The organism is Kitasatospora sp. NPDC057936 (genome assembly GCF_042887525.1).
Taxonomy (GTDB): Bacteria; Actinomycetota; Actinomycetes; order Streptomycetales; family Streptomycetaceae; genus Kitasatospora.
This window is the reverse complement of record NZ_JBHVPD010000001.1, coordinates 3721-22488: the sequence shown is the minus strand read 5'-3', so window position 1 is coordinate 22488 and position 18768 is coordinate 3721. Positions and strand designations below refer to the sequence as shown.

Genomic DNA, 18768 nt, shown 5'->3' with positions numbered 1-18768 from the left:
CCCGGGCCCGACCCCGGGACATCAAAGCCTTCCCCGCGGAAGGTGTCGAGCAACACCGCCGGACGGGCGCGGCGCTCAACCCGTGCAGACGCCCGGCGGCGCCACGCACAGCAACGGCGCTCAACCCTTGCAGACGCCCGGCGGCACCACGCACAGCAACGGCGCTCAACCCTTGCAGACGCCCAGCGGCACCAGCCGGGCCACCCGGCGCGCCAGCCCGGCCTCCTCGGTGACGGCGGCCACTGCGTCCACGTCCTTGTACGCCTGCGGCGTCTCCTCCGCGAGCGCCCGGTAGGAGGCGGGCCGGACGGCGATCCCGCGCGCCTCCAGCTCGCCGTGCAGCGTCTCGCCCCGCACCGTCCGCAGCGCCTGGTGCCGGCTCCACACCCGCCCGGCGCCGTGGCAGGCGGAGTGGAACGCGTCGTTGCCGGGCAGCCCGACCATGACGTACGACGCGGTGCCCATCGTGCCGGGGACGAGCACCGGCTGGCCGGCCCGGACGAGGTCGGCGGGCAGGTCCGGGTCCCCGGGCGGGAGCGCGCGGGTGGCGCCCTTGCGGTGGACGCACAGCCGCCGGGCGACGCCGTCCACGTCGTGCGTCTCCAGCTTGGCGAGGTTGTGCGAGACGTCGTAGACGAGCTCCAGGCCGACCCCGAGGGCCGTCGCGAAGGCGCGGCGGGCCGCCTCGGAGAGCAGCTGCCGGTTCGCCCGGCCGTAGTTGGCCGCGGCGATCATGGCGCCCAGGTACGCCCGGCCGCGCGGCGAGTCGACCGGCGTGCAGGCGAGCTGGCGGTCCGGGACGTCGATCCGGTAGCGGTGCAGCTCGCGCTCCATGGCGTGGACGTGGTCGGTGCAGACCTGGTGGCCGAGGCCGCGCGACCCGCAGTGGATCATGACGCAGACCTGCCCCGGCCGCAGCCCGAAGGCCGCCGCCGTCTCCGCGTCCCACACCGCGTCCACCGCCTGCACCTCCAGGAAGTGGTTCGCCGAGCCGAGGCTGCCGACCTGCTGCAGCCCGCGCTCGACGGCCCGCGTGCTCACCTCGCCCGGCGCGGCGCCCGCCAGGACCCCGCCGTCCTCGCAGCGCTCCAGGTCGCGCGGCACGCCGTGGCCGTGCTCGACGGCGTAGCGGGCGCCGCCGACGAGCAGCTCGTCCAGTTCCCGCGGTCCGTCCAGCCGCCACAGGCCGCCGCGCCCGAGGCCGCGCGGGACGGCCCGGTCGAGCAGGTCCATCAGCCGGCGCAGCCGCTCCGCGTCGAGCTCGTCCCGGCCGGCCCCGGCCGCCAGCAGCCGGACGCCGCACGAGATGTCGAAGCCCACCCCGCCCGGCGAGACGACGCCGCCCTGCTCGACGTCGGTCGCCGCCACGCCGCCGATCGGGAAGCCGTAGCCCCAGTGCACGTCGGGCATGGCGAAGGAGGCGCGGACGATCCCGGGCAGCGTGGCGACGTTCGCGACCTGTTCGAGGGCCTTGTCCCCGGCGGCCTGCGGCAGCAGCTCACGGCTCGCGAACACGACGCCGGGCACGCGCATCGGCGGGGTCCGGTCGATCCGCCAGCGGTGGCGGGCCTCCTCGGTGAGTGTGATCTCCACGGCCGGTGCCTCTCAGACGTCGACGGTGACCCGGCCGGTCCAGCCGCCGGGGCCGGGCCGCAGGTCCAGACCGTGCAGTGAGACGGCCTTCGGCACGGCGCCGACGAGCGCGGCCGTGGCGGTGTCGGCCATCTCGAAACGCACCTCCAGGGTCCGGCCGCCGTCCGCGTCGTGGATGGCACCGAGGGCGAGCGCCGTCGGGAGTTCGCCGTCGGCGTCCATCCGGTAGACGACCTCCTCCAGGACGCCCGCGAGCAGGTCGGCGTCGCTCGCCGCGACGACGGTGCAGGCGCGCTCGCCGGCGGAGCCGGCGGCGGTGAGGTCGGCGAAGCTGTCGACGACGCCGCGGACCAGCTCGCCGATGCAGCCCTCGGCCGTCGGCGACCACGCCTCCACCTGGAGGTCCGCCGTGTGCGGCACGGTCCGGTGGCCGCTCGCGGCACTCTCCACGACCTGCCTCCTCTGCCGTCTCCTCCCAGCGTCGACCCGTAGGGCGGGCGGCGGCAAGAGCGCCGAGCGGGCAGCGGCGAGAGCGGCCGGGCGGGCGGGCAGCGGCGAGTGCCGCCGGGCGGTCACCGACCGTGCACGCCCGCCGCCGCCAGGTACGCCGCCGTCAGCTCCGGCGTGGCCAGCCACTCCGCGTGGTCGCTCGGCTCCGGGTAGGTGTTGACGAGCCTGCGGGCCACCGCCTCGTGCCGCGCGGCGGCCGCGAACACGCCCTGCACGTGCTCCGGCGCGGTGAGCATGGTGGCGGTGAACTCCACGGTGTGCCGGGCGTGTTGCAGCCAGAAGTCCTCGGCGGTCGCCGCCATCCAGGCCGGCGTGAAGGCGGCGTCGCCGTGCTCGACGATCGCCCGCAGGTACCCGTCGGCCGCGCGGGCGGCGCTGTTGGCGCCCTGGCCGGTGATCGGGTCGTTGACCACGACCGCGTCGCCGATGCCGAGCACGTGCACGTCCCGCGCGCCGCCGAGTGCGGCCACCGGCCGCCGCACCGTCGGCGTGACCGCCCCGAACAGGCCCGCCCCCGCGTCCGTCGGCTCCGCGTGCCGCCAGAACTCCGCCTCCCAGGGCAGATGCTCCGCCAACAGGGCGCGGATCCGGGCCAGTTGGACGTCCGGCGCGGGCGCGTCGGTGAACGCGTCCAGCGGCCCGCCGGGCACCGCCTCCCACAGCAGGATCGCGCACGGCCCGGAGAGCGTCAGGGCCGGCTGGAGGTAGAGGTCCGCGAGGCCGGGCAGCGCGTACATCCGGGCCCGCGGCTCGACGGCCGGGTCGGGGGCACCGACGCCGTGCGCGTAGAGGCAGGACAGCGACCGCTGCGGCCGGTCGAACGGCGACCGGGCCGCGTCGCGTTCGAAGACCCCGGCCGGGCCGCCGCGCCCGGCCGCGACCACCGTCAGCTCGTGCCGCTCGGCGAGCGCGCGCAGCCCGTCCCGGTCGAGCGTGCGGTACTCGACCCGGCCGCCGCGCTCGGTCAGCAGCTCCAGCCAGCGCGCCAGCTTGAGCCGCTGGTCGACGGACTGCGCGGGCTCGTCCAGCGTCGCGGTGATCTCCAGCGCCTGCACGCCCGGCGGCACGGCCAGCACCATCGTGAGCGTGTCGACGGCGGGCGCGTCGGCGGCCCACAGGTCCAGCCCGGCCGCGGCCTCGATGCGCCGCGCCGGGCCGAACATCGCCTGCGTGGACAGCACCCGCCCGCCGACCAGCTGCTCGGGCGTGCGCTCGGCGACCAGCGTCACCTCGTACCCGGCCGCGACCAGCCCGAGCGCGAGCTGCAGCCCGGCCTGACCCGCTCCGACGACGGCGATCCGACGCATGCACGCCTCCCGGGCGGCTCGACCGACTGGACGTCAGATGCGTACGGTAGTCGAACGGTAGGGCGCCGTCACCAGCCCGAACCGGACCGACCGCGCAGGTGCGCGACGAGCAGGTCCAGCACCGCCGGGGCCTGGTCGGTCAGGTAGAAGTGCCCGCCGGGGAAGACCCGCAGGTCGAACCCGCCCGTGGTGTGCCCGGCCCACGGCCGCGCCTGCGCGACCGTCGCCCGGTCGTCGGCGTCGCCGACCAGCGCGGTGATCGGCTGCGGCACGGTGTCCCCCGGCGCGCAGCGGTACGTCTCGATCGCGGTGTAGTCGGCCCGCAGCGCCGGCAGGATCAGGGCGCGCAGCTCCGGATCGGCGAGCAGCCGCTGGTCGGTGCCGCCGAGCCGCCCGATCTCGGCGAGCAGCCCGTCGTCCGACATCAGGTGCACCTCGGTGTCCCGCGGCTCCGACGGCGCCCGCCCGGCCGACACGAACAGGTGCTCCGGCCCCGCCACCCCGTCCCGCGCGAAGCGCCGGGCGACCTCGAAGCACACCGCCGACCCCAGGCTGTGCCCGAAGAACGTCAACGGCCGGTCCGCCCAGGCCCGCAGCTCCCGGTACACGCACTCCGCGAGCTCGGCCACCGAGTCGATCCCGGGCTCCGCGAACCGGTTCTGCCGCCCCGGGTACTGCACCGCGAGCACGTCGGCGTGCGGCGCCAGCGCGGTCGCATAGTCGACGAAGAAGCTCGCAGCACCGCCCGCGTGCGGGAAGAACACGACGCGCGAGGGCGCCGAGTCACTCGGACTGAACCGCCGGAACCACGGACTCTCGACAGCAGCACTACCGAACATGCGGGGCGACCTCTCTCAGCGGACGATCTTCTGCCACCCCCAGTCTCGCAGGACGGCCCGGCCGACCCCAGGGGTCACTCGGGCATCTCGTCGTCCGGGTCCAGGAAGGCGGCCCACGGGTCGTTGTAGGCGTCCGGGTCCGTCACCCAGCCCGCCGCGAGGACGAGGCCCGTCGTGCGGTGGACGGCGAGGAAGCCGAAGGGACGACCGAATTCCGCCTGGACGTGGCGGACGCTGTACGGCGGAAGGGCGGCCGCACCCCCCGCCGCGACGCCCAACGCGGTGACGGCCGCGGCCCGGAAGCCGCGGGGGCCGAAGGACGCGGTGGCGGTCTGGCGCGCGCTGGAGACGTACAGCGGCTCGTCGTCCTGGGAGAGGCCCGGGAGGCGGCTCTCGGTCACGGACGGGAGGCACGCCGTGGTGAGGCCGAAGAGGTCGGGGCGTTCCAGCAGGTCGTGGTCGGCCTCGACGGTGAACTGCGGGACGCAGACGCCCAGGACCGGTTCGCGCTCGTAGCTGCGCCGCCAGGCTACCGTGAGTCCTGGGCCGGGCGCGCCGGTGGGCAGGCGGTCGGCGGTGACCCGGGGGTGGCGGTGCGCCAGGATGCCGAAGCCGGCGGCGAGGACGTCGGCCGCCGGGGCGTCCGCCTCTCCGAGGAGCAGGTGGACGTCGATGTCGTTCCTGCCGATCACCCGCACCTCGGTGACCGGCCCCGCCGGGGTGTCGGCGACGGCCGCCCGGTCGAGCAGGGAGGTGTACCGCGACAGGTACTCGACCTCGCGGCCCCACGCGTCGCCGTCCACCCGGCCGCCGACGTCGAAGCGGCGGATCCACTCGGTCCGCACGGTCAGGGCGCCGGCCAGCACGAACCGGGTGTCGTCGTCGACCTGCACCGGCATGGCGTCGATCAGCCCGTCCGTGCGGCGGGACGCCCAGGCGTCGAGCGCCTTGCGGTCCTGCGCGCCGTCCCCGGTCAGGCGGCCGATCACGTCCGCCGGGAGGCCCGCAAGCCACTCCGGCCGGGGCCGCACCCCCTGGGCCGTCCACAGCCCCAGCGCGGCGGATATGCCCGGCAACTCGTCCAGCAGGCCGAGCAGTTGGCGCGCCCGGTCGGCGGCGGCGTCGGCCGGCAGCCCGAGCGCGTTCTCCAAGTCCCGCCGGACGGCCGGGCTGCCCGCCGGCGCCACCAGCCCGAGCAGCGGCCACACGCCGGCGGGCATGAGCAGCGTCTGCCGCCCCTCCGCCAGCGCGTGCCCGGCCCACCGCGCGCCCAGCTCGTTGACCCCGCGTACGATCCCGGCCCTGCTCATCAAGTCCCCTGTCCTCGGCCGTCGCACGGGAGCGTAGGGGTGCCCGGCCGCTCGCGGCCAGCGGTTTTCGCCGCGCCCGGCAGGCGTGGTCAGCAGGCGTGGTCGGCGGTCGCGCTCAGCGGGCGTCGTACTGCTCCTGCGTCAGCTCGTGGACGCGCACGCGGCGGCCCGTGGCCGGGGTGGTCGTCTCGCGTTCCACCCGCATGCCCAGCTTGTCCATCACGCGCTCCGACGCCGTGTTGCCGATCTGGGCGATGCTGACGATCCGGTCCAGGCCGCAGTCCTCGAAGCCGAAGCGGACGGCCTCCCGCGCCGCCTCGGTGGCGAAGCCCCGGCCCCAGAAGGTGCGGGCCAGGCGCCAGCCGACCTCGACGGCCGGGAGCACCTCGGGCAGGAAGCGCGGGACGGCGAGGCCGGTGAAGCCCGCCAGCTCGCCGGTCCCGCGCACCTCGACGGCGAACAGGCCGAATCCCTCCTCCTCCCACCGCTGTTCGACCAGCGTGGTGAAGCGGCGGGCGGCCGCTTCCTCCAGCGGCCGGCCGTCGGCGATCCACCGCATCACCTCGGGGTCGGCGTTGATGGCCGCCATCGGGGCCACGTCCTCCTCCCGCCAGCGGCGCAGGATCAGGCGGGGCGTCTCGATCGTCACCATGAGGTCCGTTCCTTCCGGTCCGTCCGGTCCATGCGAGCGTCCTTCCGCGTGGCCGGGTGCACCGAACTCGTGGGCGTGGCCGGCACTTCGGCCGCCTCCAGGTCGGGGTGCGCGGCAGCCCCGCGCCGGGCTGCCACCACCCGCTCCGGCAAACGCCGTCGATCACCGTCGCCCATCACGAAATCCCCTCCCCCGCGAAGGGCCACGAGCCTACCCTGGACCACATGACCGCAGCCGATCCCGACTGGATCACCATCGTCGCCTACGAGAACCTCCCGGGCAGCCCCCGCCCGATGGCGGCCGTCCGCGCTTGACTGCGCGAGCGGGGCGTCGACTGGATGCCCTGGCCGGCGAAGGACTTCCTCGTGAACCTGGTCTGCGGGCGTGACGCGGACGGACGCTGGCACGGCTGGTACGACGTCCGCCTGCCCGCGGACGCGCTGCGCCCGCTCGGCCTCCACCCCGACCAGCCGACGGCGACCGCCAACGGGCCGTCCCCGCCCGGGTGGTGGCACGCCGAGGCCGAACGCCGCGCGCGCCGCGAAGGCTGAGCCGATCATGCCCGCTGGAGCATGGTGCGATAACGCGATTGGTCTTGGAAACGACCGACTCGCACGTCATAGCGTCGAGGGAGTTCGCACACGAGGTCACGGCGAAGGAATCCACCATGGTCACCAACGGACGCAGCAGTGGGTACACGATGGTCAAGAGGTTCCTCGCCACCTCGTTGGCCACAGCCGCGGATTCGTCGCGGTGGGCACCGCGGACGCCAGCACCCCGCGAAGGGGCGGCGTCGAGGTCCTCGAACTCACGGTCCGGAACGACCAGTACCAGGCGGTGGACCTCGGCCCGGCCGGGCCGAGCCTGGGTGACATGGACGTCTACTCCGGCACCATCGTCAAGGACGGCCGCAGCATCGGGCGCGGGGGCGGATCGTGTCAGGTCGTGCAGCTCGACGGCGGCGTGGTCACGGCTCAGTGCGTGATCACCTTGGAGGTCGAGGGCGGCTCCCTGACGCTGCAGTCGCTCTGGACGAAGAGGTCGAGCGCCCCGCTCGACATGGCCGTCACGGGCGGTACGGGCTCCTACGCCACCGCGCGCGGCACCGTCCGCTTCTGGAACATCGGCACGCCGGCCGAAAGGGCGCGGGCCGAGATCCAGCGCTGACACCGCAGGCTGGGCCGCCGTCCTCCGGCCGCACACGGGAAGTCGGCCCCGCCGACTTCCCGTGCACCACCCCGACGGAACTGAACGACCTCTCCGTCAGGATTGGGGCTCTTCGGGTGCCATCGGTCTTGAAAAGGGCTGGCCGGATTTACCGGACGACAGTGCCGGCGGCCGGTGAAAACCCGGTGAAACCCGGCTACTTCCGCAACGGCCCCTAACCGCCGAACCGCACCGCCGTGGCTCGCGAGCGCGAGACCGTGTCGAGCCGGAGCACGGACGCCGCCTCGGGCACCGGATCGCCGTGGTCGAGCGCCGCCGACAGCCGGGCCAGCCCGACCCGGTGGCGGGCGAAGACCCGGGCGGAGGCGTGCCGGCCCCGGGCACGCTGGCCGTCGAGGGCCGCGGCGGCGCCGACGTCGAGCAGGACGACGTGCAACTCGCGCCCCCGGCGGCCGGCTTCGCGCGCGAGCCACCGCCGCATCCACGCGCGGCTGCCGCAGTCGTGCACGAGCAGCGGGCCGCCCCGCCGGACGGAACTCCGCAGGAGCAGCACGTGGCGCAACCGGGCCCACGGCCGGTAGGCGGCGTACGGCAGCCACGCGGGCATGACGGCTTCGCACGCCTCGTGGACGACCCGCGGATCGACCACCGCGACGGCAGCCGCCGCCGACCAGCGCCGCAGCAGCGTGCTCTTGCCCGCGCCGGGCAACCCCGAGACGACCACGACCGCGCCCGCCGGGTACCGCACCGTGAACCCCGGCCCGTCCGCGCCCCGCAGGTCGACCACCCCGCGCGGCGACACCCGTGTCCCGTCCGTCGTGCTGCCCATCCGGCCCCCGTTCGTACTCGACCGGGAACCATAACAGCCCCGCGCGCCATCATCGCGCCGCCTACCGACATGATGGTGCGTCAGTTCATCGACGGCCGGTCATCGAGGACCGGTCGTCGACAACCAGGAAGGCCGAACGTGACCGCGACGTACACCGGGCTGGTGCTGGCGGGGCTGGCGCGCGATCCGGGGCGGGTGGCGATCCGCTGCGGGGAGCGCGCGCTGACCGGGCAGGAGTGCCTCGACGCCGTCCACCGCATGGCGCGTGCGCTGGAGGGCGCCGGGCTGGGGCGCGGGGACGGGGTGACGGTGCTGGCCGGGAACCGGCCGGAGACGGTGCTGGTGCGGCTGGCCGCCAACGTGATCGGCTGCCGGGTGGCCGCGCTGTACCTGGACCGGCCGGTGGCCGAGCAGGTCGCGACGGCCGCGTTCGCGGGCACCGACGCACTGGTGTTCGACCCGGCGCGGTTCGGGACGGCCGCCGCGCACATCGCCCGGTCCCTCCCCGCCGCCGGCCTGTTCGCACTCGGCCCGACGGACCTCGGGGCGGACCTCCTGGAGCTCGCCGCGCCGCTGTCCCCCGCCGCGCTCGCGCCCCGGGGCCGGCCGGAGGACGTCATGGCGGTGCGGTTCACGAGTGGCACGACCGGACGGCCGAAGGGCGTGGTGCGCCGGTTCGCCCGCCCGCCGAGGCCCGAGCTGCCGGCCGCGTCGGTGTTCCTGCTGTGCACGCCGCTGGGCCACGGCGGCGGGACGTCGGCGGACCTCGCGCTCGCGGCGGGCGGTTCGGTGGTGCTCCAGGACGGCTTCTCGGCGGACGCGGTCCTGGCCGCCGTCGAGGAGCACGCCGTCTCCCGGGTCCACCTCCCGCCGCACCTGCTGTACCGGGTCCTGGACCACCCGATGCTGCCGCGGACGGACGTCGGCAGCCTGCGCCGCGTCACCTATACGGGCGGCCCGGCCGCCCCGCGGCGGCTCGCGGAGGCGACGCGCCGCCTGGGGCGGGTGCTGCACCAGACCTACAGCCTGACGGAGTGCGGCCCGGTGGCGCGGCTGACGCCGGACGAGCACCTCGACCCGCGGCTCCTCGGCACGGCGGGCCGCCCGTACCCGGACACCGAGGTGCGCATCCTGGACGAGGACGGCACGCCGCTGCCGCCCGGCGGGACCGGAGAGATCCACGTCCGCACGCCGACGGTGATGGAGGGCTACTGGCGGGACCCGGAGCTCACCGCCGAGGTGCTGCGGGACGGCTGGCTGCGCACCGGGGACCTCGGCGGCCTGGACGCGTCCGGCTACCTGACGGTGGCCGGCCGGCGCGAGCCGATGGCGATCGTGGGCGCGCACAACGTGTACCCGCGGGACGTCGAGGGGCCGCTGCTCACGCACCCGGAGGTCCGGGAGGCGGTGATGTTCGCGACGTCCGGGCCGGACCTGCTGGAGCGCGTGCACGCGGCGGTGACGACGGCGCCGGGCGCGCGGGTGACGAAGGAGCAGCTGCACCGGTGGGTGCGGGAGCGGAGCGGTCCGCTCAGCGCGCCGACGTCGATCCTGGTCCTGCCGCAGATCCCGCTGACGGGGACGGGCAAGCCGGACCTGGCGGTGCTGCGGGCGCTGGTGGACGGCGCCCCGGGGTACGCGTCCGCCGCCCTGAGGGCGCGCGAAGGGGTGTGACGCGCCCCCTTGATGCTTCGAGCGCCCGCGCGGGCGACCTCTCGCGCGGTGCTCGGCGGGAACAACCGCAGGTGGACACTCGTCCGTGCGGACCGATGTGCCGATAAAGCTCCGGCGGCGTTCCCTCGCACCGTCCCCAGGAGGCACCTCCGTGACCTGGCTCCGCGTCCTGACCGCGCTCGGCATCCTCGCCGTGGCCGGCAGTGCCCTGCTCGTCTTCGCCCTCTGCACCGCGGCCGCCCGGGGCGAACGCGCCGGGGAGCCGCCCGACCTCCGCGAGGAGGCCGAGCGGAGCGGACTCTTCCAGCACATGGGCGGCGGCGAGACCTAGCTGTTCCGTCCCGCGAGGACTCAGTGCCCCGCGATGTCGTCCGGCCGGACCTCGATGTGGTCGGCCGCGAGGTCGACCGCCACCCGGTGCTCCATGCCCAGCGCCTCCAGGAACTTGACGGGCAGCTGGACCCGCCCGGTGCGGTCCAGCATCACGTACTCGCGCTCGTTGACCGACTCCTCGCCGTGCTCGTCCGTGACGGTGCGGCGCAGCACCTCGCTGCTGGTCCGGCCGTCGCGGATGGCGACGGTGCGGCGGACCTCGCCGGCCACCATCGGGTCGTGGGTGACGATCACGACGGTGGCGCCGAGTTCGCGGTTGACGGTGCGGAAGGCCTCGAAGATGACGGCGCCGGTCTCGGAGTCCAGCTCGCCGGTGGGCTCGTCGGCCAGCAGGACGGGCGGGTTGTTGGCCATCGCGACGGCGATGGCGACGCGCTGCTGCTGGCCGCCGGACAGCTCGTCGGGGCGGCGGTGGGCGAGGTCGCCGATCTCCAGCGCCTCCATCAACTCGGCCACCCGGGCGGCCTGTTGCCGCGAGTTCCGGCCCCCGCGACGGCCGCGTAGCTGCATCGGCAGGGCGATGTTCTCGGCGGCGGTGAGGAAGGGCAGCAGGTTGCGGGCGGTCTGCTGCCAGATGAAGCCGACCACCTCGCGCCGGTAGCGCAGGCGTTCGCGCGCGGACATTTCCAGCAGGTCGCACCCGGCGACGGTGGCCGTCCCGGCGGTCGGCACGTCGAGGCCGGCCAGGATGGTGAGCAGGGTGGACTTGCCGCTGCCGGAGGCGCCGACGAGGGCCACCAGATCGCCCTGGGCGATGGTGAGTTCGAGGCCCTGGAGGGCCTGGACCTCGATCCCCTCGGCGCTGAAGATGCGGACCAGCCGGTCGCACACGATGGCCGCGCCCGCGCCGTACGCCTTGGGTGAGGCCGCGGCGAGGGCCCGCTGCTGGAGCTCCTGGAGGGTGGGGACCGCGACGGCCGTCCGCTCTTGGGGGGTGCTCTTCACCGCTGGTCTCCTGTCGTCTTCGTCGTCTCGACGCTCACGTCACGCGCACGCCCGTTCAACGCTGGTCCCCCGCCCGCAGTTCGGCGGCGAGCTGGCGCCGCCCGGAGACGAAGGTCTCCGCCACCACACCCGCGCAGACCACGAGCGTCAGCCCGGCCGTGGGCAGCAGCACGGGCAGCAGGGCGGGCGTCAGCTTCTCCCCTACGGCCGCGCCGACCAGGGCCGACAGGTCGAAGGCGGGCCCGAGCAGGCCGACCGCCGCCAGCGCGACGAGCGCGCCCCCGAGGGCCGCCACCAGGGTCTGGGGCAGGGCCTCGGCGAGGATCAGCGCGAGCCCCTGGCGCGGCCGCAGGCCCAGGGTGCGCAGCCGGGCGAGCATCGCGCCGCGCTCGGGGGCGGCCCGGAGGAGCGTGAGCAGGACGGCGAGCAGGGCGAAGCCGGCGGCCGCGGCGACGGCGGCCCAGAAGAGCCGCTGTGCCGAGCGCTGGAGCGGGTCGGCGGCCAGCCGGGCGGCCACCTCGGCGCTGGTGTGCACGGTGTAGCCCCCGGGCAGGGCGTGCGAGTCGCGTCCGGCGGCCTCGGCCGTGTCCCGGACCACCTTGACGAGGCCGGTGGCGGCGGTGATCCCCTTGTCGCGGACCAGCGCGGTGAACTGCCCGTCGTCGATGGCACCGACGCCGAACCAGGCGTTGACCCGGCCGAGTTCGGGCAGCCGGGCGGTGGCCGGACCGACCGGTACGACGACGAAGGGCTTGAAGGCGCCCGGCAGGGCGGGGGTGGCGTCGACGCCGCCCGCGTCGGTCAGGAGCAGTTCGTTGCCGCTGGGCAGCCGCAGCCGGACGGGGCCGCCGCCGACCTTGGGCACGAGGGCGCTGCTGAACAGGGCGGGCACCGGGGTGTCCGGGCCGCCGGAGCCGGCGGTGAGGACGACCGGGTCGAAGGCGCCGGACCGGAGGGTGCGCGCGATCTCGGCGTACGCCGCGGGCTCGGCGACCACGAGGGTGACCTGGGCGGAGCCGTCCCTGGTGCCCATGAGGAAGGTCTCGGTGTCCGTCCAGACGCCGGTGCCGGCCCGGACGCCGGGCAGGGCCGCGGCCGCCCGGGTGAACTCCTCCGGCAGGGTGGGCCCGACCGGCAGGGTGAGCGAGGCGTCGCCGCCGACGGTGAGCCGGGCGGCGCGCAGCCGCACGCCGTCGACGTCGCCGAGGACGGTGGCGCCGAACCCGGCCGTGGTGACGGCGATCAGCAGGGCGAGCAGCGGCAGCACCGAGGGGCGGCGGCGCCCGGTGGTGTCGCGGGCGGCCCGGGCGAGGCCGAGGAAGCCGACCAGGCCGCGCCCTCGCCCGGCGGCTGCGGCCAGCCAGCCGACCACGACGGGCTGGACCCGGGCGAGCAGCACGCCGCCGGAGACCGCGAGCAGCAGCGGGGCGGCGATCAGCAGCGGGTCGACGCCGGTGCCGACGGGGGCGACGCCGCGTCGGCGGACCTCCGCGACGGCGGCGCCGGTCAGCACCAGGACGACGAGTTCGCCGATGACGCGGCGCCAGCCGCCGGGGGCCTTCGGTTTGGCCCACAGCAGCGCGGCCCGGGCCGGGAAGGCCAGCAGCGCGAGCAGCGTGGCCACGCCCGCGGCGAGGACGGACCCGCCCCAGCGCGGGGTGGGCAGCAGCACCAGCGCGAGCGTCGTGGCGAGCACGGCGGCGGGCAGGACGGTGACCGCGCCCTCGCCGAGCAGGCGCAGCAGCACGCCGCCGCGGGAGCCGCCGCGGGCCTGGAGCAGGCGCAGTTCGGCGGTGCGCCGTTCGGTGACGAGGGCGGCGGCCAGGCAGAGCACCACGGTGGCGACGCCCGCCACGCCGGCCGGGCCGATCGCGGCGATGGGCGCGGCGGCCTCGTACCGGGCGGTGGCGCGGTCGAGGACGTCGGGCAGGGAGGAGTTGACGCGCAGGTCCGGGCGGCCGGTCTCGGCGGCGAGGTCGGTGGCGCCGCGCCCGGTGATGTACCCGCTGACGGCGGTGCGCAGGTCGCCCAGCCGGTCGGCGCGCACGACCGGGGTGTCCAGGGGGAGCGACCAGAAGTTCCGGGCGTCCTTGAGGTTGCCGCCCCACGCGAGGAGGGCGTCGAGGGTGGAACCGTCGACGACGCCGCCGGTCGTCCAGGCGCCGCCGGGCGCGCAGGCCCGGGTCTGGCAGGCCAGGTCGTCCCAGTACGGGTCGTTCTCGTCGGCCCGGTAGAGGCCGACGACCTTGGTCCGGACCGGCCCGCCGAACTCCTCGCCGTTGTCGAGGACGTCGCCGAGCTTGATCCCGATGGTCTCGGCGCCCGCCCTGCTGATCGCGATCGGCAGCGGCTGGCCGGGGGCGGCGGGCCCGGGCCAGGCGCCGTCGGTGAGGGTCGCGTGGCCGGCGACGCCGTGGAGGTACATCAGGTCGAGCCCGGGGTTGGACTCCGTGAGGTGGACCAGGCCCGGGTTCCTCAGCTCGCGGCCGCGGACCGTGGTGCCGTAGACCGGCCCGGAGGGCGCCAGCGGCACGTCGCGGCCGATCCGCTCGGCCAGCTTTCGCGCCACGGGGTCGAGACGGGCCGCGGTCTCCTCCCGCGTCAGGCCGGAAGTGGCCTGCAACCTGGTGTTCGAGGTGCCGCGCTCGCGCAGGAACTCGCGCAGCGCGCCGTCCGCGCCGCGGTCGACGGCGCGGGGGAAGGCCGCCGCCAGCAGGACGGTGGCGAAGGCGAGCGCGGCCATGAGCAGCGCGGCCAGCGGCGCCGAGCGCAGCCGGGTCCGCACCCAGGGCGCGGGGCGCCGGCCGGCGCGGGGGCGGGGCACGGTGGTGCCGGCCTGGGTGGTCACATCTCCTCCACGTGGCGCAGCCGGGCGGCCACGTCTCGACGGCGGCGTCCGGTCAGGAAGGCCGACAGCAGGGGCACGAGGGCGATGGCGGCGGCGAGCAGGAGGGTCTGGCCGGCCGGCAGCTCGATCAGCGCCTCGGGCATCGGGCGGCGGGCGGCGGGGGTGAGCACCACCAGCGGCACGATCAGGTGGACGAGCAGGGTGCCGAGGCCGAGCCCGACGGCGGCGCCCAGGGCGACGAGGAGGGTCTGTTCGGCGGCCGCGGTGCGCGTCACGTGCTTGCGCGGGGTGCCGAGGGCGAGCAGCAGGGCGGAGTCGCGGGAGCGTTCGCGGGCGGCGGCGGCCACGGCGGCGCCGAAGCCGATCGCGGCGAGGATCGCGGTGGCGACGGCGATGGCCATGAGGGCGCTCTGCGGGGCGGCGCCGACCGGGTCGCCGAGCAGGGCGGCGGCGGTCTCGTCGGAGAGCTGGACGGTCTGGACGCCGGGGGCGGCGCGCAGCGCGGCGGCGGCCTCGGCGGGGGTGCGGTCGCCGGGGCCGGTGGCGGGCAGCCACCACTCGGCGCGGCCGGGCAGTTCGCGGCCCTGGGCGGCGAGCAGGCGGGAGGTGGTGGCGAGGTCGACGACGAGGGCGCTGTCGCCGACGACCGGCAGTGCGTCGACGGCTGCGGTGACCTTGACCTGGAGGACGGTCCCGGCGGTCTGGACCCGCAGGGTGTCGCCGACGGCGGCCCCGGCGGCGGTCAGGTAGCCGCGGGTGGCGACGCCGCTGAGCCCGGTGGGGGCGGTGGCCCCGGCCGGGGTGAGGACGGCGCGCAGGGTGTCGCCGCGACCGTCGGCGAAGCGGTAGCGGAGGGTGAACAGCGCTGCGGGGTCGGCCGGTTGGGCGGCGAGCTCGGCGGCCGGGCCGGGCTTCTCCACCTCCTTGCCGACGTTCGGCGCGGTCGCGCTCCAGCCGAACCCGGCGGGGGCTGCGACGGGCGCGGCCGGGCCGCCGGCGGTGTCGGAGACGGCGATCCGGTGGACGGTCAGCTCGCCGTCGGCGCGGTCGCCGAAGGACACGATCGCGCCGACGAGCGTCAGCGGCGCGGCGGGTGAGCCCAGCGGGGCGTCCACGAGCGTGCTCAGGTCGGCCGTCGCGTGGACGTCGCCGCTGAACGGGAGCACGGAGAGGGCGGCCTTGTAGGTGATCCCGAAGCGGTCGCGCAGGAGCAGCCGGGCCTCGGGACGCACCGGCTCGGCCCGCGGCCCGTCGGGGCGGCCGGCCACGTCCTGCTGCGTGACCGACACGTCGGCGTCGATCCGCAGCGGCTTGCCGGGCAGCGGGATCCCGGACTGCGCGCCGGTCGGCGCGGGCTGCCCGAGGGCACCGAACAGCTCCTGGCGGGAGTGCCCGGCGAGCAGGTCGGCACGGACCGGGACGCGCTCGGCGAGGGCGGCGCCGTCCACCGCGACGAACTGGCCGGTGCCCTGCGGCAGCGGCTGCTCGGAGCGGAGCACCGGGACGAGCCGGTCGCCGCCGGGCAGGGCGCCGTAGCGGCCGGCCTGGCCCATCGGGGAGTTCTGCGAGTCGGCGATGCGCAGGCCGCCGGCCGTGCCGAAGGCGGCCCGGTCGCGCTGGGAGGCGGACCAGGTGGCGTGCTGGCCGAGCGCCAGGACACCGGTGGACACCGCCATCACGAGCAGCAGGACCGGCCCGGTGGCCCGGCCGGGCCGGCGGGCGAGCTGCCAGCCGACCAGGGCCGGGCCGAGGCCCCGGCCGCGCGCGGCGATCCGGGCGCCGAGGCGCGCGACGAGCGGCAGCAGGCGCAGCACCACGAGGGTGCCCGCGCACAGCGCCAGGGTCGGGGTGGCGACGAGCAGCAGGTCGATGCCGAGGCGGCCGCTGGAGTCGGTGGACAACCCGCCGCCGTACTGGGCGAGTTGCTGGTAGGCGAGGGCGGCCAGGGCCAGTACGGCGAGGTCGCCGCCGTTGCGGGCGACGCCGGCGACGAGCGCCTGGCGGCGGCCGGTGCGGGCGCGCAGGGCGGCGCCGGCGCCGCGCAGCAGGCCGGGCACGGCGGCGAGCAGGACGCAGGCGAGGGCGCAGGCGGCGGCGATCGGCCACAGCGCCCGGCTGATCCCGGTGTCGAGGGTCACCCGGCCGGCGAGGGCGCGGACGAGGAACGGGGTGAGCAGCGGCGCGAGCGCGGCCGCGGGCAGGGCGAGCAGCAGCGATTCCACGGCGGTGAAGGCGCCGATCCGGCCGCCGGACGCACCGCGGGCGGCGAGCAGTTCGTTCTCGCGTTCCTGGCGGGAGGCGATCAGGTGGACGACGAGCAGCAGGGCCGCGGCGGCGAGGACGCTCAGTTGGAGGGCGCCGATCAGCAGGGTGGACCGGGCGACGAGCAGGCCGGAGGCCAACTCGTGCATCACGTCGGGGAGTTCGGTGGTCGCTTGGAGTCCTGCGCGGTCCCGCAGGCGGTCCGCGAGGCCCTGGGCGCGGTCGCCGACGGCCTTCGCGCCGGCCTCGTCGGCGCCCGCGAAGTCGGCGTCGAGCAGCCAGCCGCGGCCGTCCTGCGGGAGTCCGCCCGTGGTGAAGGCGCTGTGGTCGACGAGCATCGGTCCGTAGGTGGTGAAGCCGCCGGCGGCGACCTCCCGGCCGCCGAGCGGGTCGAGGCGCCAGTACGGGTCGGTCCGGTCGAGGGCGCGGTAGACGCCGGTGATGCGGACGGTGAGCGGGGTGCCCGAGGAGCGGTCGTCCAGCCTGACGTCGGCGGGCAGGGCTTCGGGGGCGAGGCCGAGGCGGGTCAGCGTGGTCTGCGGGACGGCCGCCTGCGGGACCGGCCCGGTGGCGGCGCCCGGCCAGGCCCCGGCGAGCAGGCGCACCCGGCCGCGGTCGAGGTCGGCGAGGACGGTGAGGTCGGCCTTGGCCGGGCCGCCGGAGTCGCCGGTCCCCGGCAGGCCGTAGGAGCGGCTGCGGAGCACGCCCTGGGTCTGCACGGGCAGGGAGCCGAAGAGCGCGGAGCGGTAGGCGTCGAGCGCGGGGTCGTCCTTCGCCTGCCGGTCGAGGCCGTGTTCGACCGTCACCAGGACGGTGGTCCGGGCGTGCCCGGGGCCCTGGAGCGTCCGGCGCAGTCCGGCATCGCCGACGCTCCGGTTGAACGCGACCAGCGCCGTCAGCACGGCCGTCGTGATCAGCACGGTGAGCAGGACGGCGGCGGCCAGCGGCAGCCGTCCGCGCAGCCGGCGCACGACGAAGCCGAGCATCGAGTTCCTCCCCCGTACGTCCACGGCGCATGATCGCCGGATAGCGGACGATGCTGTCAGATTCGTTCAACGAACGGAAGGGACTTGCGCGAATCAGGTGAGTAGTGAGCAAATTCCTTGCACCACGACTCCACACATCGTCAGTACGCCATGCACAGTTCAGGAATTCGGTCCGCGCGGGGACCTCAACGCACAAACCGCGACCGCGGGTTCGACAATCGGATAACGAAGGGAGACGTCACATGACGCAGCAACCGGACGTCATCGCCACCGCACCGATGGTGGCCGTGACCGACCTCCGGCGGAGCTTCGGCAGCGGCGAGCGGACGGTCCACGCGCTGCGCGGCGTCTCGTTCGAGATCCGCCGGGGCGAACTCACCGCCCTCAAGGGCCGCTCGGGCTCGGGCAAGACCACCCTGCTCAACCTCGTCGGCGGCCTGGACGCGCCGACCGGCGGCACCATCGCCCTCGACGGCACCGACCTCGGCGGCCTCGACGAGGACGGCCGGCTGGCACTGCGCCGGGAGCGGATCGGCTTCGTCTTCCAGTCCTTCGGCCTGATCCCCATGCTCACCGCCGCCGAGAACGTCGGCGTGCCGATGCGGCTGCGCAAGACGGCCCCCGCCGAGCGCGAGGAGCGCGCCCGCGCCCTGCTCGCCCTCGTCGGCCTCGCCGAGCACGCCAACCAGCGGCCCGGCGAGCTCTCCGGCGGACAGCAGCAGCGCGTCGCGATCGCCCGGGCCCTCGCCAACGAACCCGGCCTGATCATCGCCGACGAGCCCACCGGCCAGCTCGACTCGGAGACCGGCCGCGCGATCATGCAGCTGCTGCGCGCCGTGGTCCACAGCGAGGGCGTCACGGTCCTGGTCGCCACCCACGACCAGACGCTGATGGAACTCGCCGACCGGGTGATCGAGCTGAGCGACGGCAGGATCCTCGACTAACCGGCCTGGAGCGCCGCCTCGCACTCGCGGCACCGCCGGGTCCGCTGGGACGGCGGGTACCACGGCTCGCCGGGCCCGGACGGCCGGTAGGGCTCGCGCTCCAGGCCGGCCGTGTCGAGCCCGCAGAAGGTGACGGGACCCGGGTCCTCCGGCACGTCCGGGTCGGCCGCCGCCGCGTGCACGAACCGCACCCGGGCACTCAGGTCGACCTCGCCCGCGTCCAGGACCTCCGTGGACGGTTCGAGTTCCAGCATCACCACAACACCAGTCATACGTCGACCCTGCGCCAGACCTCCGCCGCCCGCACCCCCAGTGGCCCGACCGTCACCCCCGCGCGCGAAAGCCGACTGCGCGCGCCGGAATAATCCCCCGAATTCATTCCCCCCACGAATCGACCGGCATCACCGGCACGAATACGGCGGCCGGCGGGCAAAGTACGCCCGGCCCCGCACGCGCGAAAAGGCTCAGGCCGTCAAAACCCCGGGACCCGGGGCAGGTCCGGCTTCAGC

General features: G+C 75.9%; 16 protein-coding genes. 5 read left to right on the top strand and 11 right to left on the bottom strand.

Going from position 1 to position 18768, the window contains the following annotated elements; genetic code table 11:
* Positions 1–165: 165 nt before the first annotated feature.
* The 6 genes from ACFVU9_RS00095 to ACFVU9_RS00070 all read right to left on the bottom strand — a co-directional run bounded on the left by ACFVU9_RS00095 (position 166) and on the right by ACFVU9_RS00070 (position 6211).
* Positions 166–1593, bottom strand: a complete 1428-nt coding sequence (locus tag ACFVU9_RS00095) for an RtcB family protein (protein ID WP_387588429.1) — start codon at positions 1591–1593, stop codon at positions 166–168.
* A 12-nt stretch (positions 1594–1605) separates the two neighbouring features.
* Positions 1606–2043: an archease gene (locus tag ACFVU9_RS00090; RefSeq protein WP_387588427.1), complete on the bottom strand. Its 438-nt coding sequence runs from the start codon at positions 2041–2043 to the stop codon at positions 1606–1608.
* Between the two features lie 122 nt (positions 2044–2165).
* Positions 2166–3410 carry a styrene monooxygenase/indole monooxygenase family protein gene (locus ACFVU9_RS00085; RefSeq protein ID WP_387588425.1) on the bottom strand — a complete coding sequence of 415 codons (1245 nt, stop codon included), beginning with the start codon at positions 3408–3410 and terminating at the stop codon, positions 2166–2168.
* Between the two features lie 68 nt (positions 3411–3478).
* Entirely contained in the window at positions 3479–4174 is a 696-nt protein-coding gene (locus ACFVU9_RS00080) for a thioesterase II family protein (RefSeq protein WP_387588423.1), read from the bottom strand.
* A 149-nt stretch (positions 4175–4323) separates the two neighbouring features.
* Entirely contained in the window at positions 4324–5559 is a 1236-nt protein-coding gene (locus tag ACFVU9_RS00075; protein WP_387588421.1) for a serpin family protein, read from the bottom strand.
* A gap of 115 nt (positions 5560–5674) precedes the next feature.
* Positions 5675–6211, bottom strand: a complete 537-nt coding sequence (locus ACFVU9_RS00070) for a GNAT family N-acetyltransferase (protein WP_387588419.1) — start codon at positions 6209–6211, stop codon at positions 5675–5677.
* 338 nt (positions 6212–6549) lie between these two features.
* Here ACFVU9_RS00070 and ACFVU9_RS00065 point away from each other — a divergent pair, with 338 nt between their 5' ends.
* Both ACFVU9_RS00065 and ACFVU9_RS00060 read left to right on the top strand, forming a co-directional pair.
* The gene (locus tag ACFVU9_RS00065; RefSeq protein WP_380447897.1) at positions 6550–6762 is read left to right on the top strand and encodes a hypothetical protein; all 213 of its coding nucleotides are present in this window, start codon (positions 6550–6552) and stop codon (positions 6760–6762) included.
* A 202-nt stretch (positions 6763–6964) separates the two neighbouring features.
* Positions 6965–7378 carry a hypothetical protein gene (locus ACFVU9_RS00060; protein ID WP_387588417.1) on the top strand — a complete coding sequence of 138 codons (414 nt, stop codon included), beginning with the start codon at positions 6965–6967 and terminating at the stop codon, positions 7376–7378.
* Between the two features lie 214 nt (positions 7379–7592).
* Here the strand turns inward: ACFVU9_RS00060 and ACFVU9_RS00055 are convergent, their stop codons facing one another.
* Entirely contained in the window at positions 7593–8207 is a 615-nt protein-coding gene (locus ACFVU9_RS00055) for an AAA family ATPase (RefSeq protein WP_387588415.1), read from the bottom strand.
* 138 nt (positions 8208–8345) lie between these two features.
* Here ACFVU9_RS00055 and ACFVU9_RS00050 point away from each other — a divergent pair, with 138 nt between their 5' ends.
* Positions 8346–9881, top strand: coding sequence for an AMP-binding protein (locus ACFVU9_RS00050; RefSeq protein WP_387588413.1), 1536 nt, complete (start codon positions 8346–8348; stop codon positions 9879–9881).
* A 151-nt stretch (positions 9882–10032) separates the two neighbouring features.
* A complete protein-coding gene (locus ACFVU9_RS00045; RefSeq protein ID WP_380447904.1) occupies positions 10033–10212 on the top strand; it encodes a hypothetical protein in 180 nt (59 codons plus the stop codon).
* Between the two features lie 20 nt (positions 10213–10232).
* Here the strand turns inward: ACFVU9_RS00045 and ACFVU9_RS00040 are convergent, their stop codons facing one another.
* The 3 genes from ACFVU9_RS00040 to ACFVU9_RS00030 are packed head-to-tail and all read right to left on the bottom strand — an operon-like array spanning position 10233 to position 17315.
* Positions 10233–11219 carry an ABC transporter ATP-binding protein gene (locus tag ACFVU9_RS00040; protein WP_380492195.1) on the bottom strand — a complete coding sequence of 329 codons (987 nt, stop codon included), beginning with the start codon at positions 11217–11219 and terminating at the stop codon, positions 10233–10235.
* 55 nt (positions 11220–11274) lie between these two features.
* Positions 11275–14067: a hypothetical protein gene (locus tag ACFVU9_RS00035; protein ID WP_387588410.1), complete on the bottom strand. Its 2793-nt coding sequence runs from the start codon at positions 14065–14067 to the stop codon at positions 11275–11277.
* Positions 14064–17315 carry an FtsX-like permease family protein gene (locus tag ACFVU9_RS00030; protein WP_387588408.1) on the bottom strand — a complete coding sequence of 1084 codons (3252 nt, stop codon included), beginning with the start codon at positions 17313–17315 and terminating at the stop codon, positions 14064–14066. The genes ACFVU9_RS00035 and ACFVU9_RS00030 overlap by 4 nt, the downstream gene beginning before the upstream one ends.
* Before the next feature lie 242 nt (positions 17316–17557).
* Between ACFVU9_RS00030 and ACFVU9_RS00025 the strand changes: the two genes are divergently transcribed.
* On the top strand, positions 17558–18259 hold the full coding sequence (locus ACFVU9_RS00025; RefSeq protein WP_380447910.1) for an ABC transporter ATP-binding protein: 702 nt from the start codon (positions 17558–17560) through the stop codon (positions 18257–18259).
* Here ACFVU9_RS00025 and ACFVU9_RS00020 read toward each other — a convergent pair.
* Positions 18256–18531: a hypothetical protein gene (locus ACFVU9_RS00020; protein WP_380447912.1), complete on the bottom strand. Its 276-nt coding sequence runs from the start codon at positions 18529–18531 to the stop codon at positions 18256–18258. The genes ACFVU9_RS00025 and ACFVU9_RS00020 overlap by 4 nt on opposite strands.
* Between the last annotated feature and the right edge of the window lie 237 nt (positions 18532–18768).